Here is a 19569-nt window from a genome sequence, read left to right as displayed (position 1 = left end):
CCCATTAGCTAATCGTTACCTGGCGTGACCTGGCACACAGCTCGGCAAGTCCTTCGGCTGTCACGGGCGACACAACCCCGTATTCCGTGACGATCGCGGTCACCAATTCCGGCGGCGTCACATCGAACGCAGGGTTGTACGCCTGCGTTCCCAAGGGGGCCACCGCGATCCCGCCTCCCGCTTCCGTTCCCGCCACGGGCACCTGCGGCGCCGTGAACTCCGTCACTTCATGTCCCGCCCGTTGCTCGACCTCGATCGCCGCCCCGTCCGGCGTCTGAAGATCCACCGTCGTCACGGGCGCGACCACGATGAACGGCACATGGTGGTACTTGGCGAGCACCGCGAGCGGATAGCTCCCCACCTTGTTGGCCACCGAACCGTCGGCCACGATCCGGTCGGCGCCGATGAGCACCGCATCGACCTCCCCCGCAGCGAACAACGAGCCCGCCGCGTTGTCGGTCAGCAAGGTGTACGCCATTCCGCTGCGCGCCGCCTCGTACGCGGTCAGCCGAGCCCCCTGCAGCAGGGGCCGTGTCTCGTCCACCCACAGCCGCCGGAGCCTGCCGGCCCGATGCGCCGTGAGCGCCACCGCGAACGCCGTGCCCTCGCCACCGGACACCAACGCCCCGGTATTGCAGTGGGTGAGGATGCGGTGGCTGCCACCGGGCAACATCTCATCGAGCAACGCCAAGCCGTGCTCCGCCATGGACCGGCTGGCCGCCGCGTCTTCCGCATGCAGCGCCCGCGCCTCCGCCAGCGCCGTACGTGCGGCCTGCTTCTGATCCGCCCCGCCTTCGACCGCCGCCCGGTAGGCCGCCAACGCCCTGCGCACTCCGCGCTCGAGGTTGACCGCGGTGGGCCGGGCGGTGGCGAGCGCTTCGGCTGCCGCGTCCACGTCGAAGCCCCGTACGGCGGCGAGCGCGACGCCGTACGCACCGGCGATCCCGAGCAGCGGTGCCCCGCGCACGGCCAGTGTCTGGATCGCCTGAACCAGCGTCGACGCGTCGGTGCACACCAACTCGACTTCCTCCGCCGGGAGCCGCGTCTGGTCGAGAAGCACCAGCACCGGGCCTTCCGGCGGCTCCTCCCAACGGATCGAAGGGATGTCCCGCACGCCGCCGTCTTCAAGGGATTGCGCGTACTGATCAGCCATCCGCCCAGTCTGCCCCCTACCCGAAGCACAATTGAAGGTGCGCAGCCCATACAACGCCCGGTCCACGCAAGGACACACCGTGGCACGATGGCTGCCAACCTGCCGCCGCAACCGCGGTCGGGCACCGTGAAGGAGCGACGATGAACGACACTCCGGGCTGGGCCTCGCCCGGATCTGCCCCCTCCAACGGACCGGACGGGGAGACGCCCCGCCCTGCAGAGCCCGCAGACCCGCAGAGCTCGAAGTGGTCCAAGGAACAGCCGCCTGCCGGCCAGTGGTCCGCCCCCAGCACTCCGGTGCCGGGCCAAGCGCCACCGCCTCCGGCGCCCGGTCAGGCCCAGCGGCCCGGCTGGGGCGGTCCCGGAGTTCCTCCCGGGCAACCGCGCGGAGGCTGGAGCAACGGCTGGGGCGGACCCCCTGCCGCCGCCAAGCCGGGCGTCATCCCGCTCCGTCCCCTCGGCGTCGGCGAGATCCTCGACGGCGCGGTATCGACCATGCGCGCCCACTGGCGCACGGTCCTCGGCATCTCGCTCGCCGTGGCCGTGGTCACGCAGATCGCGATCATCCTGCTGCAGGGCCTGGTCCTGAACGGGGCCGACACAGACGTCCTGAGCGACCCCAACGCCACTGCCGGTGAGCTGGGCCGCGTGATGACCAGCCTCATGACGGCGACCGCCGCAATCGGGCTGGTGGGGATGATCGGCACATTCTTCGTCACCGCTCTGCTCACCATGGTGACCAGCCGCGCCGCCCTCGGTAGGTCCGTGACCACCGCGGAGGCCTGGCGGGACGCCCGACCTCAGTTGCCCCGGCTCCTCGGCCTCACCTTCCTGCTTTCGCTGCTCGGCGTGGCGATCATCGCAGTCGGCGCTCTGCCCGGTGTGCTGGTGTCCGTCGCAGGCGCCCCGGAAGCCGGTGTCGTGCTCGCCATCCTGGGAATCATCGGCGGCGTCGTCGTCGCCGTGTGGATCCTGATCCGCTTCTCCCTGTCCTCTCCCGCGCTCATGCTGGAGAAGCAGACCATCCGGAAGTCCATGGCGCGCTCGGCGAAGCTGGTCCGCGGTTCGTGGTGGCGGGTCTTCGGCATCCAACTGCTCACGCAGATCCTCGTCGCCATCGTGGTGTCCATCGTCGCGATCCCGTTCTCCTTCCTGGCCGTAGCTCTCAGCGGGGAAGGCATGAGCGGCTTCCTCAGCACAGGCGGGACCGAAGGCGGCTGGACGTTCCTCATCGTCAGCGGCATTGGATCCGTGATCGGATCCATGATCACTTTCCCGATCGCCGCGGGCGTCAGTGCCCTGCTCTACATCGACCTCCGGATCCGCCGCGAGGCCCTCGATCTGGAGCTCGCCCGAGCAGCAGGCATCCAGGGCTACGGCTCCACGGCTCCGGGCCCCACCCCGGGGAGCTGATGCGGTGACTGTGGCGGGGGGATTCCTCAGAACGGCGTCCGCGACGGTGGTCACCGGCGACGAGCCGCCCGTGACCGCCCCGCGCGACGCCGCGCGGGAGGCTGCCGAGCGCGAGTTGTCCAAGCCGAGGTACCACGAGAACGATCCGAGCCTCTTCCAGCGCGCCCTGAACCGCTTCTGGGAATGGGTGGGCGACCTCTTCGATGCCGCCTCCGGCGCGACCCCCGGCGGCACGCTCGGCCTCCTCGTCATCGTGCTCTTCATCGTGCTGGCCCTGGCGGGACTCTGGTGGCGGCTCGGTACCCCCGCCCGCACCCCGTCCTCCTCCCCCGCGCTCTTCGACGACCGCCCACGCAGCGCCGCCGAACATCGCGCCACAGCGCAGGCGCACGCCGCCGCACAGCGCTGGAGCGAAGCCGTCCAGGAACGCATGCGCGCCATCGTGCGGTCCCTGGAAGAACGCGCCCTGCTGGACCCCCGCCCCGGCCGCACCGCCGACGAGGCAGCCGCGGAAGCCGGCCGGACCCTCCCCGCCCACGCGGACCAACTCCGGGACGCTGCCCGAGAGTTCGACGGCGTCACATACGGCGGACGCCGCACCAACGAGCAGGCGTATCTCCGCCTCACCGAACTCGACCACGCCATCGAACAGGCCAGCCCCGTCCTGAGCTCGGTCCAGGGGGACGCGGTATGACCGGGACCACCCTCCCGTCCACCTCGGTCTCCACCACACCCCGTCAGGCGTGGACCCGCGCCCGGGGACTCCTCCTTGCCCTCGTCATCCTGCTGGTCGCCGGAGTCGCGATCGCCGCCCTGCGCTCCGGCGACCAGCACGGCAGGCTCGACCCACGCTCCGCCGACCCCTACGGCAGCCGAGCCGTCGCCGAACTCCTCTCGGCCCGCGGGGTGTCCACCCGGGTAGTCACCACGACCGACGAAGCAGCGGCCGCGGCGGCCTCCGACACCACCCTGCTGGTGACCGCCCCCGACCTGCTCACCGGCAAACAACAGTCGGCTCTGCACTCGGCGACCAAGAAGTCCGACGGCCGCACGGTCCTCCTCGCTCCGGGCCCTCCGTCGCTCCGCACCCTCGCCCCCGGCGTCCGGGCCGAGGCCCCCAGTTTCGAGTCGACGCTGCAGCCCGACTGCTCCCTCGACATCGCCCGCCGCGCGGGAGACGCCGACACCGGAGGCACCCGCTACTCCTCCGACGTGCCCGGTTCCGACGCCTGCTACATCGACGACGGCCTCCCCACGCTGCTGCGACTCCCGGCCGCCGACGGCGACACAGTCCTGCTCGGCTCCGCGGACATCCTGTACAACGACCAGCTCGCCGAGCACGGCAATGCCTCGCTCGCCCTTCAACTCCTCGGCTCCCGCCCCCATTTGGTCTGGTACCTCCCCTCACTGGGTGACGCAGCGGCCACCGACGACGGCGACCGCAGCTTCTTCGATCTCATCCCCTCCGGATGGCGATGGGGAGCACTGCAGCTCACCATCGCCGTCGTACTCGCCGCCCTGTGGCGAGCCCGCCGTCTGGGCCCTCTCGTGCACGAGCGCCTGCCGGTGGCCGTCCGCGCCTCCGAGACCGCCGAAGGCAGGGCCCGTCTCTACCGCAAGGCCAACGCCCGGGACCGGGCGGCCACAGCCCTCCGCTCAGCCACTCACACCCGCCTTGCCCCCCTCATCGGCGTGCCCCCTTCCCAAGCCCACGCCCCAGAGTCCCTGCTGCCCGCCCTCTCCACCCATCTCCCCGGCACCAGCTGGGACTTGCATTCGCTCCTCTTCGGGCCGACGCCGACCGACGACGCCGCCCTCATCGCCCTCGCCGACCAACTCGACGCCCTCGAAAGAGAGGTACGCACCTCATGAGCGCCCCGAACGCAGACTCCGCAGGGAACGCGGACCACGCCCGCGCCTCCCTGGAAGCCCTGCGCGCCGAGATCGCAAAGGCCGTGGTCGGCCAGGACCCTGCTGTCACCGGACTCGTCGTAGCCCTGCTCTGCCGCGGCCATGTACTTCTGGAGGGCGTGCCCGGAGTCGCCAAGACCCTCCTCGTACGCGCACTCTCCGCCGCACTCGAACTCGACACCAAGCGAGTCCAGTTCACCCCTGACCTCATGCCCAGCGACGTCACCGGCTCCCTGGTCTACGACGCCCGGAGCGCCGAGTTCTCCTTCCAACCAGGCCCTGTCTTCACCAATCTCCTGCTCGCTGACGAGATCAACCGCACCCCGCCGAAGACGCAGTCCTCACTGCTCGAGGCCATGGAGGAGCGACAGGTCACAGTCGACGGCACCCCGCGGATGCTGCCCGAACCCTTCCTGGTGGCCGCCACCCAAAACCCCGTCGAGTACGAAGGCACCTACCCCCTCCCGGAAGCCCAACTGGACCGCTTCCTCCTCAAATTGAACGTCCCCCTCCCCTCCCGGCAGGACGAGATCTCCGTCCTCACTCGGCACGCAGAGGGGTTCAACCCGCGCGACCTGCACAGCGCCGGCGTCCGCCGCGTCGCCGGCCAGGCCGACCTGGAGGCCGCCCGCGCAGCCGTCGCCAAGACCTCCGTGTCCCCCGAAATCACCGGCTATGTCGTCGACATCTGCCGTGCCACACGCGAATCCCCCTCACTGACGCTCGGCGTATCACCACGTGGCGCCACCGCCCTGCTCTCCACCGCCCGCGCCTGGGCCTGGCTCACCGGCCGCGACTACGTCATCCCGGACGACGTCAAGGCCCTCGCCCTGCCCACCTTGCGACACCGCGTCCAGCTGCGTCCCGAGGCCGAGATGGAAGGCGTCACCCCCGACTCCGTCATCACGGCGATCCTCGCCAACGTCCCCGTACCCCGCTGAACCGAGGACCCATGGCACTCACCGGACGTGCGGCCTTCCTTGCCGCCCTCGGCACGCTCCCCGTCGGCGTACTCGCACCCAGTTGGACCGGCATCCTCGCCGTCAACGCTCCCCTCACACTCGCAATGATGTGCGACTACGCCCTCGCCGCACCAGTGCGATCGCTCCGTTTCACCCGATCTGGTGATACATCAGTTCGACTTGGTGATACCGCTGACGTCACGCTCACGATCACCAACCCTTCAACTCGCCCGCTGCGCGCCCATCTCCGCGATGCATGGCCTCCGAGCAGCTGGACTACCGGAACCGAAACAGCCGCGTCCCGGCACCAGCTGAAGGTCCCGGCAGGAGAACGCCGCCGGATCACCACACGACTTCGCCCTACTCGCCGCGGAGACCGCCAGGCCGAGCGCATCACCATCCGCTCCTACGGCCCCCTCGGGCTCCTCTCACGCCAAGGCAGCCACCAGGTGCCCTGGACGGTCCGCGTCCTCCCACCGTTCAACAGCCGCAAGCACCTACCGTCCAAACTCGCTCGCCTCCGCGAACTCGACGGCCGCACAAGCGTGTTGACGCGTGGCGAAGGAACCGAGTTCGACAGTCTCCGCGAGTACGTTCCCGGAGACGACACCCGCTCCATCGATTGGCGCGCCACCGCTCGGCACTCCACGGTCGCGGTACGCACTTGGCGCCCTGAGCGTGACCGGCACATTCTTCTGGTCCTCGATACGGGACGTACCTCCGCCGGTCGTGTCGACGATGCTCCGCGTCTCGATGCCTCCATGGATGCCGCATTGCTCTTGGCGGCGCTTGCTTCCAGAGCCGGCGACCGCGTGGATCTCCTTGCCTTTGACCGCAGCATTCGTGCCCTCGTGCAGGGCCGTGGAGCAGGAGAGCTGCTGCCTGCCCTCGTCAATGCGATGGCCACGCTCGACGCCGAACTGGTGGAGACAGACGCCCGAGCGCTCACGGCTGCTGCCCTCCGCACGGCCCCACGCCGATCCCTCGTCATCCTGCTCACCAGTCTCGATGCAGCACCCATTGAAGAAGGTCTGCTCCCCGTGCTCACCCGTCTCACCAAGCGCCACACGGTGCTTTTGGCTTCGGTGGCCGACCCGGAGATCAAGCGCATGGCGACCAACCGCGGCACCACCGACGCAATCTACGACGCAGCAGCCGCAGCCCAGGCGCAGGCCGAGCGACGGCGTACCGCCGACCAACTCACTCGCCGTGGAGTCACCGTCGTCGACGCAACGCCTGAAGACCTGCCACCCGCGCTGGCCGACGCCTACCTGGCCCTCAAGGCTGCCGGCCGTCTCTGACGTATTGAGTTTGAGTGTCCTGTTCTTGCGAGAACAGGACACTCAATACGTAGACCTAAGACCTATAACGCAGAAAACCCCCGCACCATAGGTGCGGGGGTTTCCCTTTCATCTAAATTTAGTTCGGCGGCGTCCTACTCTCCCACAGGGTCCCCCCTGCAGTACCATCGGCGCTGTGAGGCTTAGCTTCCGGGTTCGGAATGTAACCGGGCGTTTCCCTCACGCTATGACCACCGAAACACTTTGAAATTTTGAACCGATGCCTCAACCCCCCATGGCCTTAGGGGGGAGGCGTGTTGTTCGTTATTTCAGAACTAACACAGTGGACGCGAGCAACTGAGGACAAGCCCTCGGCCTATTAGTACCAGTCAGCTCCACCCCTTACAGGGCTTCCACATCTGGCCTATCAACCCAGTCGTCTACTGGGAGCCTTAACCAATCAAGTTGGTGGGAATACTCATCTTGAAGCAGGCTTCCCGCTTAGATGCTTTCAGCGGTTATCCTTTCCGAACGTAGCCAACCAGCCATGCCCTTGGCAGGACAACTGGCACACCAGAGGTTCGTCCGTCCCGGTCCTCTCGTACTAGGGACAGCCCTTCTCAATATTCCTACGCGCACAGCGGATAGGGACCGAACTGTCTCACGACGTTCTAAACCCAGCTCGCGTACCGCTTTAATGGGCGAACAGCCCAACCCTTGGGACCGACTCCAGCCCCAGGATGCGACGAGCCGACATCGAGGTGCCAAACCATCCCGTCGATATGGACTCTTGGGGAAGATCAGCCTGTTATCCCCGGGGTACCTTTTATCCGTTGAGCGACGGCGCTTCCACAAGCCACCGCCGGATCACTAGTCCCGACTTTCGTCCCTGCTCGACCCGTCGGTCTCACAGTCAAGCTCCCTTGTGCACTTACACTCAACACCTGATTGCCAACCAGGCTGAGGGAACCTTTGGGCGCCTCCGTTACTCTTTGGGAGGCAACCGCCCCAGTTAAACTACCCATCAGACACTGTCCCTGATCCGGATCACGGACCCAGGTTAGACATCCAGCACGACCAGAGTGGTATTTCAACGACGACTCCCCCTGAACTGGCGTCCAAGGTTCAAAGTCTCCCACCTATCCTACACAAGCCGAACCGAACACCAATATCAAACTGTAGTAAAGGTCCCGGGGTCTTTCCGTCCTGCTGCGCGAAACGAGCATCTTTACTCGTAGTGCAATTTCACCGGGCCTATGGTTGAGACAGTCGAGAAGTCGTTACGCCATTCGTGCAGGTCGGAACTTACCCGACAAGGAATTTCGCTACCTTAGGATGGTTATAGTTACCACCGCCGTTTACTGGCGCTTAAGTTCTCAGCTTCGCACACCCGAAAGTGCACTAACCGGTCCCCTTAACGTTCCAGCACCGGGCAGGCGTCAGTCCGTATACATCGCCTTACGGCTTCGCACGGACCTGTGTTTTTAGTAAACAGTCGCTTCTCGCTGGTCTCTGCGGCCACCCCCAGCTCAGGAAGCAAGTTCCTTCACCAGTGATGGCCCCCTTCTCCCGAAGTTACGGGGGCATTTTGCCGAGTTCCTTAACCATAGTTCACCCGAACGCCTCGGTATTCTCTACCTGACCACCTGAGTCGGTTTAGGGTACGGGCCGCCATGAAACTCGCTAGAGGCTTTTCTCGACAGCATAGGATCATCCACTTCACCACAATCGGCTCGGCATCAGGTCTCACCCTTATATGTCATCCGGATTTGCCTAGATGACGGGCTACACCCTTACCCCGGGACTACCACCGCCCGGGCTGGACTACCTTCCTGCGTCACCCCATCGCTTACCTACTACAAGTCTGGTTCGTCGGCTCCACCACTTTCCTTTCCCCGAAGGGTCCGGAACGGCTTCACGGACTTAGCATCGCCTGATTCAGTATTGGGCGTTTCAAAGCGGGTACCGGAATATCAACCGGTTGTCCATCGACTACGCCTGTCGGCCTCGCCTTAGGTCCCGACTTACCCTGGGCAGATCAGCTTGACCCAGGAACCCTTAGTCAATCGGCGCACACGTTTCTCACGTGTGTATCGCTACTCATGCCTGCATTCTCACTCGTGAACCGTCCACAACTCGCTTCCGCGGCTGCTTCACCCGGCACACGACGCTCCCCTACCCATCCCAGCGGGCGTTGGCCCTATTGCTGGAATGACACGACTTCGGCGGTACGCTTGAGCCCCGCTACATTGTCGGCGCGGAATCACTAGACCAGTGAGCTATTACGCACTCTTTCAAGGGTGGCTGCTTCTAAGCCAACCTCCTGGTTGTCTCTGCGACTCCACATCCTTTCCCACTTAGCGTACGCTTAGGGGCCTTAGTCGATGCTCTGGGCTGTTTCCCTCTCGACCATGGAGCTTATCCCCCACAGTCTCACTGCCACGCTCTCACTTACCGGCATTCGGAGTTTGGCTAAGGTCAGTAACCCGGTAGGGCCCATCGCCTATCCAGTGCTCTACCTCCGGCAAGAAACACGTGACGCTGCACCTAAATGCATTTCGGGGAGAACCAGCTATCACGGAGTTTGATTGGCCTTTCACCCCTAACCACAGGTCATCCCCCAGGTTTTCAACCCTGGTGGGTTCGGTCCTCCACGACCTCTTACAGCCGCTTCAACCTGCCCATGGCTAGATCACTCCGCTTCGGGTCTAGAGCGTGCAACTCAATCGCCCTATTCGGACTCGCTTTCGCTACGGCTTCCCCACACGGGTTAACCTCGCTACACACCGCTAACTCGCAGGCTCATTCTTCAAAAGGCACGCAGTCACGACGCATTGAGTAAACTCAATGCGCGACGCTCCCACGGCTTGTAGGCACACGGTTTCAGGTACTATTTCACTCCGCTCCCGCGGTACTTTTCACCATTCCCTCACGGTACTATCCGCTATCGGTCACCAGGGAATATTTAGGCTTAGCGGGTGGTCCCGCCAGATTCACACGGGATTTCTCGGGCCCCGTGCTACTTGGGTGTCTCTCAAACGAGCCGTTGACGTTTCGACTACGGGGGTCTTACCCTCTACGCCGGACCTTTCGCATGTCCTTCGTCTACATCAACGGTTTCTGACTCGTCTCACAGTCGGCAGACTGTGAAAGAGAGATCCCACAACCCCGCATGCGCAACCCCTGCCGGGTCTCACACGCATACGGTTTGGCCTCATCCGGTTTCGCTCGCCACTACTCCCGGAATCACGGTTGTTTTCTCTTCCTGAGGGTACTGAGATGTTTCACTTCCCCTCGTTCCCTCCACATGCCCTATGTGTTCAGGCATGGGTGACAGTCCATGACGACTGCCGGGTTTCCCCATTCGGAAACCCCCGGATCAAAGTCTGGTTGACGACTCCCCGGGGACTATCGTGGCCTCCCACGTCCTTCATCGGTTCCTGGTGCCAAGGCATCCACCGTGCGCCCTTAAAAACTTGGCCACAGATGCTCGCGTCCACTGTGTAGTTCTCAAACAACGACCAACCACCCATCACCCTGACCCTTACGGTCAAGTTCACTGGGGCCGGCATCCCGAAGCACAACCTTGCGGCCGTTACTTCAGATACCCAACAGCGTGCCCGGCCCAGTCCCCAACCCGCTTCGCTTTCCACGCTCCGAAGAGCAGTACTTGCGGCCCGAGTTGGCCAACTGTGCCGAATAATCAACGTTCCACCCATGAGCAACCACCGTCGAACGTGTGCCGACGTAATGGCCCTGGACCACCAAGCAAGCTTGGCGGCCTAGATGCTCCTTAGAAAGGAGGTGATCCAGCCGCACCTTCCGGTACGGCTACCTTGTTACGACTTCGTCCCAATTGCCAGTCCCACCTTCGACAGCTCCCTCCCACAAGGGGTTGGGCCACCGGCTTCGGGTGTTACCGACTTTCGTGACGTGACGGGCGGTGTGTACAAGGCCCGGGAACGTATTCACCGCAGCAATGCTGATCTGCGATTACTAGCAACTCCGACTTCATGGGGTCGAGTTGCAGACCCCAATCCGAACTGAGACCGGCTTTTTGAGATTCGCTCCACCTTGCGGTTTCGCAGCTCATTGTACCGGCCATTGTAGCACGTGTGCAGCCCAAGACATAAGGGGCATGATGACTTGACGTCGTCCCCACCTTCCTCCGAGTTGACCCCGGCGGTCTCCTGTGAGTCCCCATCACCCCGAAGGGCATGCTGGCAACACAGGACAAGGGTTGCGCTCGTTGCGGGACTTAACCCAACATCTCACGACACGAGCTGACGACAGCCATGCACCACCTGTATACCGACCACAAGGGGGGCACTATCTCTAATGCTTTCCGGTATATGTCAAGCCTTGGTAAGGTTCTTCGCGTTGCGTCGAATTAAGCCACATGCTCCGCTGCTTGTGCGGGCCCCCGTCAATTCCTTTGAGTTTTAGCCTTGCGGCCGTACTCCCCAGGCGGGGAACTTAATGCGTTAGCTGCGGCACCGACGACGTGGAATGTCGCCAACACCTAGTTCCCACCGTTTACGGCGTGGACTACCAGGGTATCTAATCCTGTTCGCTCCCCACGCTTTCGCTCCTCAGCGTCAGTAATGGCCCAGAGATCCGCCTTCGCCACCGGTGTTCCTCCTGATATCTGCGCATTTCACCGCTACACCAGGAATTCCGATCTCCCCTACCACACTCTAGCTAGCCCGTATCGAATGCAGAACCGGGGTTAAGCCCCGGTCTTTCACACCCGACGTGACAAGCCGCCTACGAGCTCTTTACGCCCAATAATTCCGGACAACGCTTGCGCCCTACGTATTACCGCGGCTGCTGGCACGTAGTTAGCCGGCGCTTCTTCTGCAGGTACCGTCACTTTCGCTTCTTCCCTGCTGAAAGAGGTTTACAACCCGAAGGCCGTCATCCCTCACGCGGCGTCGCTGCATCAGGCTTTCGCCCATTGTGCAATATTCCCCACTGCTGCCTCCCGTAGGAGTCTGGGCCGTGTCTCAGTCCCAGTGTGGCCGGTCGCCCTCTCAGGCCGGCTACCCGTCGTCGCCTTGGTGAGCCATTACCTCACCAACAAGCTGATAGGCCGCGGGCTCATCCTTCACCGCCGGAGCTTTTAACTCCCTGCCAGGAGGCAAGGAGTGTTATCCGGTATTAGACCCCGTTTCCAGGGCTTGTCCCAGAGTGAAGGGCAGATTGCCCACGTGTTACTCACCCGTTCGCCACTAATCCACCCCGAAGGGCTTCATCGTTCGACTTGCATGTGTTAAGCACGCCGCCAGCGTTCGTCCTGAGCCAGGATCAAACTCTCCGTGAATGTTTTCCCGTAATCGGGATGACACCACGAGAGCGGAACAACCAGGAGGAATAATCCCGGTCGTTCACAGCGTCCTCGCTGTGTTTGCCTACCAACCGGTGTAGATCGGCAGGACTTTTTCAAAGGAACCTCGCCCCAACCGAACGGTTGGAGACGGGGTATCAACATATCTGGCGTTGATTTTTGGCACGCTGTTGAGTTCTCAAGGAACGGACGCTTCCTTTGTACTCACCCTCTCGGGCTTTCCTCCGGGCGCTTCCCTTCGGTCTTGCGTTTCCGACTCTATCAGACGCTTTCGTGTCCGACTTCCTCGGCGCTTTCCAGGTTTTCGCTTTCGCGCTTTCCCTTTCGGCGTTTCCAACTCTACCAGATCCTTTTCCCATTCCGTTTCCGGTGTGGAATTCGAATCCGTGGCCGTTGGGAGCCATTCACCTTTCGGCTGATCCGACTTTATCAGAGGCTTTCCGCCGGTTTGACCAGCGGCTCGCTCTAATGAATCGGGAGAGGCTTCATTGGAAATGAGAATTTCCGAAGCAGACAGATGCTAACTGTTGCGGTCGAACCTGTCTAGTTCGAGGCAACTGTTCGAATCTACCTCCCCGCGCCAGCCGTGTCAACGACTTTTTGCGGGGCGGAGAGGACAGTAGCAGCTCAGCAGGGGCCGACGCACATCACGCCGCAGTGGGGAGGCCGGCGCTGCGCTCTGCCCTGGCGAGGTCGCCTGTCTCGCCGGCTCGGGTCGCCCTGCCGCCGAGGACGTAGACGTACAGAAGGAAAGCGAGTTCGGCCGCGATGCCGATCCCGATGCGGGCCCAGGTGGGCAGGCCCGATGGGGTCACGAAGCCCTCGATGGCGCCTGAGACGAAGAGGATCAGGGCGAGGCCGATGGCCATGCCGAGGGCCGCTCGGCCTTCTTCGGCGAGGGCCGTGCGCCGGGTGCGGGGGCCGGGGTCGATGAGGGTCCAGCCGAGGCGGAGGCCCGTGCCGGCGGCTACGAAGACTGCGGTGAGCTCGAGCAGGCCGTGCGGCAGGACCAGACCGAGGAACGTATCAAGCCGGCCGGCTGAGGACATCAAGCCGATGCCTACGCCGAGGTTGAGCATGTTCTGGAAGAGGATCCAGATGACCGGGAAACAGAGGAACGCGCCCAGGACCAGGCACATCGCGGCGGCCTGGGCGTTGTTCGTCCAGACCTGTGCGGCGAAGGACGCTGCGGGATGGCTGGAGTAGTACGTCTCGTACTGGCCTCCGGGGCGGGTCATCTCGCGGAGGGCCTCCGGGGCCCCGATCGAGGACTGGACTTCGGGGTGCGTGCCGATCCACCAGCCGATCAGGATGGCCACTGCGGTCGACAGGAGTGCGGTGGGTACCCACCAATGGCGCGTGCGGTACATCGCTGCGGGGAAACCCGCGGAGAGGAAGCGTGTGACGTCGCGCCAGGTGGCGCGGCGCGTGCCGGTCACGGCGCTGCGCGCGCGGGCCACCAGTTGGGTCAGGCGGCCGGTGAGCTGGGGGTCGGGCGCGCTGGACTGGATCAGGGAGAGGTGGGTGGTGGTGCGTTGATAGAGCACGACGAGTTCGTCGGCCTCGGCGCCCGTGAGGCGGCGCTGGCGGCGCAGGAGTGCGTCCAACCGGTCCCACTCGGCTCGGTGGGCGGAGACGAAGACGTCCAGGTCCATCAGTCGGCTGCTCCCCTTCTACTGCGGCCGGCGGCCGCAGGCGCGATGCGCACTCAGCTTGGCAGACTGGCGGTTCCAGGGGCAGGGCAGGAAGGGCGGCATACGTGAGTGAGCTTGTGACGGGTGAGGCGGTGGCGCTTGAGCTGCGGGCCGCGAAGCTGCCGAGCCGGGCGCTGGCCGTCCTGATCGATCTGGCGGTGGCGATGGCGGCGTACATCGCTGTGTCCATCGGGCTGTTGGCCGCGACGGCGTCGCTCGATGCCGCGGCCGCCGCTGCCATATCGGTGGCCAGCTTTCTGCTGGTGCTGGTGGGTGGGCCTATCGCCGTGGAGACCCTGAGTCATGGCCGGTCGCTGGGGAAGCTGGCCTGTGGGCTGCGGGTGGTGCGGGACGACGGAGGGCCCATTCGGTTCCGGCATGCGCTGGTGCGCGGGGCGATGGGCCTGATCGAGATTCTGGGGACCTTCGGGGTCGTCGCCTGTATCGCGTCGCTGGTGTCGGCGCGGGGGCGGCGGCTCGGGGATGTGTTCGCGGGGACGCTCGTCGTGCGGGAGCGGGTGCCGGCGGGGCGTATGCCCTTTGTGCCGCCGCCTCCGCCCTGGTTGGTGGGGCGGTTCGCCGGACTGGATCTGTCGGGGGTGCCGGATGGGTTGTGGCTGGCGATACGTCAGTACCTGACGCGGATGGGGCAGCTCGATCCGCAGATCGGCTGGTCGATGGCCGAGCGGCTGGCCGGTGATCTCGCGGCGTGCACCGGGGCGCCGGCTCCGCCGGATGTGCCGCCGGCGGCCTATTTGGCGGCCGTGGTGAATGAGCGGCAGGCGCGGGATGCGCACAAGGCTTTCGGGGGCGGTGGGGTGCCGGCGGTCGCGATGCCCAACGCGGCAGGTGCTGGGGCGGTGCCGCCGGGTGTGCAGGGGCACATGGGGGCGAATGTGCCCTCGTACGAAGCGTCGGTACGGCAGGACCGTCCCGTGCAGCCGTCGTATCGGCCGGAGCCTTCGGCTCAGGTGGCGCCGCCCGCTGGGCGTGAGGGCGAGACTCCGTCGGCCACTGGGTTCGTACCGCCCGCGTAGGGAGCGGAGTTGGCGGCTGCCGGTGTGTTTCGGGTGCGGCCTGGGTGCGTTCGTCGGATGGCGTTACGGGAACGTCGACGGTGGGGTTTCGAGGTGTTCCAGCTCGATGCCGGGGGCTGCTAGGACCACGTCGCCGGCGATGTGGATGCTGGCCTGTTCGCCGGTGTCCAGGGCTGTGACCTGGTATTCGTCCACGGCCAGCGGGCCGTTGTCAGTGGCGTGTGCTTCGCTATTCAGCAGTGCCCAGGACTGGTCGAGGGTGCGTGGGGCGAGGACCGGTTCGGTGAAGCGGACGAGGCGTACGCGGGTGGCGGGGGCGCCGGGCGTCAGGCGCAGCAGCCGGGATGTGGCGATCAGGAAAGCGGGGGATGCGCCGGAGAAGGCATGGGCCGGGACGTTGCCTTCTGTGGCGTGGGTGCCGGTGGGGTCGGTGCGTACCCAGGTCACGCCGTCGAGGGCGGCGCCGCGGACCTGCCAGCTCGCGGCGTGGAGTGCGAGGCGGATGGGGCGGCCGAGTTCGTCGAGGGCCAGGTCGACGGAGCCGGTGTGATCGCCGGAGGGGGCGGTGAGTTGGGAGACGTAGCGCCAGCCGGAGGGGCCGGGTGCGCAGTGGAAGTGTTCTTCGCCGAGGGGGGTGTGGTCGTGCGGGTCGTGGAGCGAGTAGCGGCCGCGGGGCATCGGTGTCGGTCCTTGCTCGGGGCCGTGGGGCGGTCCCTGGTGGGTACCGTGTCGGGCCTTCATGGGGGCAGGCCCCCGCCGCGGGGGCGAGGGCCTGCGTCACGTGCGGCTGACGGGCCGGTCCGCGGCGCGGGGGCCGGGACCGGCTGCCGGTCAGTAGCGGTAGTGGTCGGACTTGTACGGGCCCTCGACCTTCACGCCGATGTAGTCGGCCTGCTCCTGTCGCAGTTCGGTGAGCTTCACGCCGAGGGCGTCGAGGTGGAGGCGGGCGACCTTCTCGTCCAGGTGCTTGGGCAGCACGTAGACGTCGGTCGGGTACTCCTCGGGCTTGGTGAACAGCTCGATCTGGGCGAGGGTCTGGTCCGCGAAGCTGTTGGACATCACGAAGGAGGGGTGCCCGGTGGCGTTGCCCAGGTTCAGCAGACGGCCCTCGGACAGCACGATGAGGACCTTGCCGTCGGGGAACGTCCAGGTGTGGACCTGCGGCTTGACCTCGTCCTTGACGATGCCCGGGATCTGGGCCAGGCCGGCCATGTCGATCTCGTTGTCGAAGTGACCGATGTTCCCGACGATCGCCTGGTGCTTCATCTTGGCCATGTCGCTCGCCATGATGATGTCCTTGTTGCCGGTCGTGGTGACGAAAATGTCGGCCTTGTCGACGACCTCGTCCAGCGTGGTGACCTGGTAGCCGTCCATCGCCGCCTGCAACGCGCAGATCGGGTCGATCTCCGTGACGATGACGCGGGCGCCCTGGCCGCGCAGCGACTCCGCACAGCCCTTGCCCACATCGCCGTACCCGAACACGACCGCGGTCTTGCCGCCGATCAGCACGTCGGTGCCACGGTTGATGCCGTCGATCAACGAGTGACGGCAGCCGTACTTGTTGTCGAACTTCGACTTCGTCACCGCGTCGTTGACGTTGATCGCCGGGAACAGCAGCGTCCCGTCACGGTGCATCTCATACAGACGGTGGACACCGGTGGTGGTCTCCTCCGTCACACCGCGGATCTCCGAGGCGAGCTTCGTCCACTTCTGCGAGCCCTCGGTGATGGTGCGGTTGAGGAGCTGCAGGATGACGCGGTGCTCGTCGTTCTCGGCCGTCTCGACGGAGGGGACCTTGCCGGCCTTCTCGTACTCGACGCCCTTGTGCACCAGGAGCGTGGCGTCGCCGCCGTCGTCCAGGATCATGTTCGGGCCGCCGGTGGGGCTGTTCGGCCAGGTCAGCGCCTGCTCCGTGCACCACCAGTACTCCTCCAGCGTCTCGCCCTTCCAGGCGAACACCGGGATGCCCTGCGGGTTGTCCGGGGTGCCGTTGGGACCCACCGCGATCGCCGCGGCGGCATGGTCCTGGGTGGAGAAGATGTTGCAAGAGACCCAGCGGACCTCGGCGCCCAGGGCGACCAGGGTCTCGATCAGGACGGCGGTCTGCACGGTCATGTGCAGCGAGCCCATGATGCGGGCGCCGGCCAGCGGCTGCGTGGCGGCGAACTCCTTGCGGATCGACATCAGGCCGGGCATCTCATGCTCGGCGAGCGTGATCTCCTTGCGGCCGAACTCGGCAAGCGAGAGGTCGGCGACCTTGAAGTCCTGTCGGTTGTCGACAGTGGTCATAACGAGCTGCTCCTCGTGGTTGGTCGAGAGCTTGGGCATGGCTGTTCTGCGGCGGCGGACACACGCGTGCCCGGGACGCTCGCAGCGCAGTCCGTCGGAGGCCCTCTCTCCCTCGGCCGACCCGCGATGCGGACCGCCCGACCGCCATCAGCAGCGACGTCTGGCTCTGGTCACGAATCTACACCGATCGGCCCAGTGAGCCCCAGTCCCCCTCCGGCCGCTCCACGACTGGGCCAAACGGGACTAACCCGCTCTAATTCGGGACTTTTGGACTTTGATTGTGCGCTTATCTGTTGCAGGATGCCTGAAGATCGGGAACACATATGCGCGATCTTGGTGCCGAAGGCGTTAGGAGATCCAACGTGACCAGTCCGGGCGACCCCCCAGTGGACGCGAGCAAGGGTGGGCAGAGGAAGTTGGTCGCGGTGACCGCTTGCCCGACCGGCATCGCTCACACCTACATGGCGGCGGAAAAGCTACAGCAGGCCGCCGACAGTCTCGGCATCGACATGAAGGTGGAGACGCAGGGCTCGATCGGGGCCGAGAACGTCCTCACTGACAACGATGTCAGGCAAGCGGACGGCGTGATCATCGCCGCCGACAAGGAGGTCGACCTCGATCGCTTCGCCGGGAAGAAGGTGCTCCGCGTCCCGGTCGCCGACGGCATTCACCGCCCGGAGCAGCTCTTCGAAGAGGTGCAGAAGGCGCCCGTCCAGCAGGCTGGGGCCGCGCCCGCCAGCGGCGGTGGGGGCGGCGGCGGCAAGGAGCGGAGTCAGGCATACAAGGCGCTGATGAACGGCGTCTCGTACATGATTCCGTTCGTCGTGGTGGGTGGTCTGCTGCTCGCCGTCTCGCTGTCTTTGGGTGGACATGCCGCCCCCGGCACCGATGGCGGCCTGAAGATCCCGGAAGACACCTTCTGGTTCTACGTCAGCAAGCTCGGCGAGACCGGCTTCAAGCTGATGCTGCCGATCTTCTCCGGCTACATCGCCTACGCACTCGCTGACCGTCCAGCCCTCGTGCCGGGCATGATCGGTGGCTTCCTCGCCGCCGATGCCGTGGGCATCTACGGGGCCGACGCCAACGCGGGCTTCCTCGGCGCCATCGTCACCGGCTTCCTCGCCGGGTATCTGGTGCTGTGGATCAAGAAGGTCAAGGTCCCCAAGTTCATCCAGCCGATCATGCCGATCATTGTGATCCCGATCGTGTCGACGCTGGCCTTGGGCCTCTTCTACATCTACGTGATCGGTCAGCCCATCTCGTGGGTGTTCACGCAACTGACCGACTGGCTGAACGGGATGACCGGTTCGAGCGCCATCGTGCTCGGGGCCATCATCGGCCTGATGATCTCCTTCGACATGGGCGGCCCGGTCAACAAGACCGCGTTCCTCGCCGCTGTCGGCCTCATCGGCACCAACAACGCGGTGATGGGTATGGCCGCCGCCGCGATCCCGGTGATGCCGCTCGGCCAGGGTCTGGCCACCGTCCTGCGCCGCAAGCTCTACAGCGAGCAGGAGCGGGAGACTGGTATCGCAGCCCTGTTCATGGGCTTCTTCGGAATCTCCGAAGGTGCCATTCCCTTCGCTGCCGCTCGGCCTGCCCAGGTCATCCCCGCGAACATGCTGGGTGGCGCGGTGGCCGGCGCCATCGCTGGTGTAGCCGGGGTCGAGGACTCGGTGGCACACGGTGGTCCGATCGTCTCGCTGTTCGGCGCCATCGGGAACGTCGCCATGTTCTTCGTCGCCATCGCCATCGGTGTGGTCGTCACGGCGTTCACCACCAACGCCCTGATCGAGATCAAGCTGCGCAGGCAGGGTCGCTCGGCCGGGGAGCCGGCTCTGGTCAGGGAACCCGCACTGGCCGGAGTCGGGGCAGGCGCCGCCGGCGCCGTCTCAGGTTCGAAGGCCCCCGCGGCCGTGACCGACGCCCCGCACACGAGTGCCGCAGCGGGCAGCGGTCCGGGCGAGGACGAGGTGCTCTCCGGCTACCTCACCCACCAGACCGTAAAGACCCAGCTGGACTCCACCGACAAGGAGTCCGCGATCCGCGAGATGGCCGCCATGCTGGCCCGTACGGGCAATGTCGCGGATGAGGAAGAGCTCGTGCAGACCGCCCTGCGCCGCGAGGCCCAGGGCACCACCGGGCTCGGCGAGGAGATCGCCATCCCGCACGCCAAGACCGATGCGGTGACCTCGCCGACGGTCGGGTTCGCGCGGTCCGCCGAGGGCATCGAGTGGGGTGCCCTCGACGGTACGAAGGCCAAGCTCATCTTCATGATCTCGGTGCCGGAGGCGGCGGCCGGTGATGAGCACCTGCGGATCCTGGCGCTGCTCTCGAGGAAGTTGATGGACTCCGGCTTCCGGGAGCGGCTGATGGCGGCTCCGGACGAGCCGGCGATCATCGAAGTCCTGCGCGAGATCCAGTAGGGCTCGCACCGGTCCTGTACGTGGATGGGGCTCGCACCGAATTCGGTGCGAGCCCCAT

The 19569-nt window shown here is 65.4% G+C and carries 11 protein-coding genes and 3 rRNA genes; 7 read left to right on the top strand and 7 right to left on the bottom strand.

The window, feature by feature from the left end:
• Positions 1 to 4: 4 nt before the first annotated feature.
• Positions 5 to 1153, bottom strand: coding sequence for an S-methyl-5-thioribose-1-phosphate isomerase (gene mtnA / locus OG430_RS29445; RefSeq protein ID WP_327355645.1), 1149 nt, complete (start codon positions 1151 to 1153; stop codon positions 5 to 7).
• Between the two features lie 140 nt (positions 1154 to 1293).
• On the opposite strand from mtnA, the gene OG430_RS29440 reads away from it, so the two are divergent.
• The 5 genes from OG430_RS29440 to OG430_RS29420 are packed head-to-tail and all read left to right on the top strand — an operon-like array spanning position 1294 to position 6739.
• Entirely contained in the window at positions 1294 to 2565 is a 1272-nt protein-coding gene (locus OG430_RS29440; RefSeq protein WP_327355644.1) for a glycerophosphoryl diester phosphodiesterase membrane domain-containing protein, read from the top strand.
• A 4-nt stretch (positions 2566 to 2569) separates the two neighbouring features.
• Positions 2570 to 3259, top strand: coding sequence for a DUF4129 domain-containing protein (locus OG430_RS29435; protein ID WP_327355643.1), 690 nt, complete (start codon positions 2570 to 2572; stop codon positions 3257 to 3259).
• Entirely contained in the window at positions 3256 to 4437 is a 1182-nt protein-coding gene (locus OG430_RS29430) for a DUF4350 domain-containing protein (RefSeq protein ID WP_327355642.1), read from the top strand. The genes OG430_RS29435 and OG430_RS29430 overlap by 4 nt, the downstream gene beginning before the upstream one ends.
• Positions 4434 to 5417, top strand: coding sequence for an AAA family ATPase (locus tag OG430_RS29425; RefSeq protein WP_327355641.1), 984 nt, complete (start codon positions 4434 to 4436; stop codon positions 5415 to 5417). The genes OG430_RS29430 and OG430_RS29425 overlap by 4 nt, the downstream gene beginning before the upstream one ends.
• Before the next feature lie 11 nt (positions 5418 to 5428).
• On the top strand, positions 5429 to 6739 hold the full coding sequence (locus tag OG430_RS29420) for a DUF58 domain-containing protein (protein WP_327355640.1): 1311 nt from the start codon (positions 5429 to 5431) through the stop codon (positions 6737 to 6739).
• Positions 6740 to 6860: 121 nt separating this feature from the next.
• Here OG430_RS29420 and rrf read toward each other — a convergent pair.
• The 4 genes from rrf to OG430_RS29400 form a co-directional block, all read right to left on the bottom strand.
• A 5S ribosomal RNA gene (rrf, locus tag OG430_RS29415) occupies positions 6861 to 6977 on the bottom strand.
• Between the two features lie 100 nt (positions 6978 to 7077).
• Positions 7078 to 10200 (bottom strand): 23S ribosomal RNA (locus tag OG430_RS29410).
• A 315-nt stretch (positions 10201 to 10515) separates the two neighbouring features.
• Positions 10516 to 12041 (bottom strand): 16S ribosomal RNA (locus tag OG430_RS29405).
• The 16S, 23S and 5S rRNA genes sit together here, the layout of an rRNA operon.
• 671 nt (positions 12042 to 12712) lie before the next feature.
• On the bottom strand, positions 12713 to 13720 hold the full coding sequence (locus tag OG430_RS29400) for a stage II sporulation protein M (RefSeq protein ID WP_327355639.1): 1008 nt from the start codon (positions 13718 to 13720) through the stop codon (positions 12713 to 12715).
• Between the two features lie 104 nt (positions 13721 to 13824).
• On the opposite strand from OG430_RS29400, the gene OG430_RS29395 reads away from it, so the two are divergent.
• Entirely contained in the window at positions 13825 to 14796 is a 972-nt protein-coding gene (locus tag OG430_RS29395; protein WP_327355638.1) for an RDD family protein, read from the top strand.
• 63 nt (positions 14797 to 14859) lie between these two features.
• Here OG430_RS29395 and OG430_RS29390 read toward each other — a convergent pair whose 3' ends face one another.
• Both OG430_RS29390 and ahcY read right to left on the bottom strand, forming a co-directional pair.
• Positions 14860 to 15474, bottom strand: coding sequence for a hypothetical protein (locus tag OG430_RS29390; protein WP_327355637.1), 615 nt, complete (start codon positions 15472 to 15474; stop codon positions 14860 to 14862).
• A gap of 153 nt (positions 15475 to 15627) precedes the next feature.
• Positions 15628 to 17085: an adenosylhomocysteinase gene (gene ahcY / locus OG430_RS29385; RefSeq protein WP_327355636.1), complete on the bottom strand. Its 1458-nt coding sequence runs from the start codon at positions 17083 to 17085 to the stop codon at positions 15628 to 15630.
• A gap of 362 nt (positions 17086 to 17447) precedes the next feature.
• Between ahcY and OG430_RS29380 the strand changes: the two genes are divergently transcribed.
• The gene (locus tag OG430_RS29380) at positions 17448 to 19511 is read left to right on the top strand and encodes a fructose-specific PTS transporter subunit EIIC (protein ID WP_327355635.1); all 2064 of its coding nucleotides are present in this window, start codon (positions 17448 to 17450) and stop codon (positions 19509 to 19511) included.
• The last annotated feature ends 58 nt before the right edge of the window (positions 19512 to 19569 follow it).

It is taken from the genome of Streptomyces sp. NBC_01304 (assembly GCF_035975855.1).
In the GTDB taxonomy this organism is placed as follows: domain Bacteria; phylum Actinomycetota; class Actinomycetes; order Streptomycetales; family Streptomycetaceae; genus Streptomyces.
This window is presented reverse-complemented; position numbering and strand designations above follow the sequence as displayed.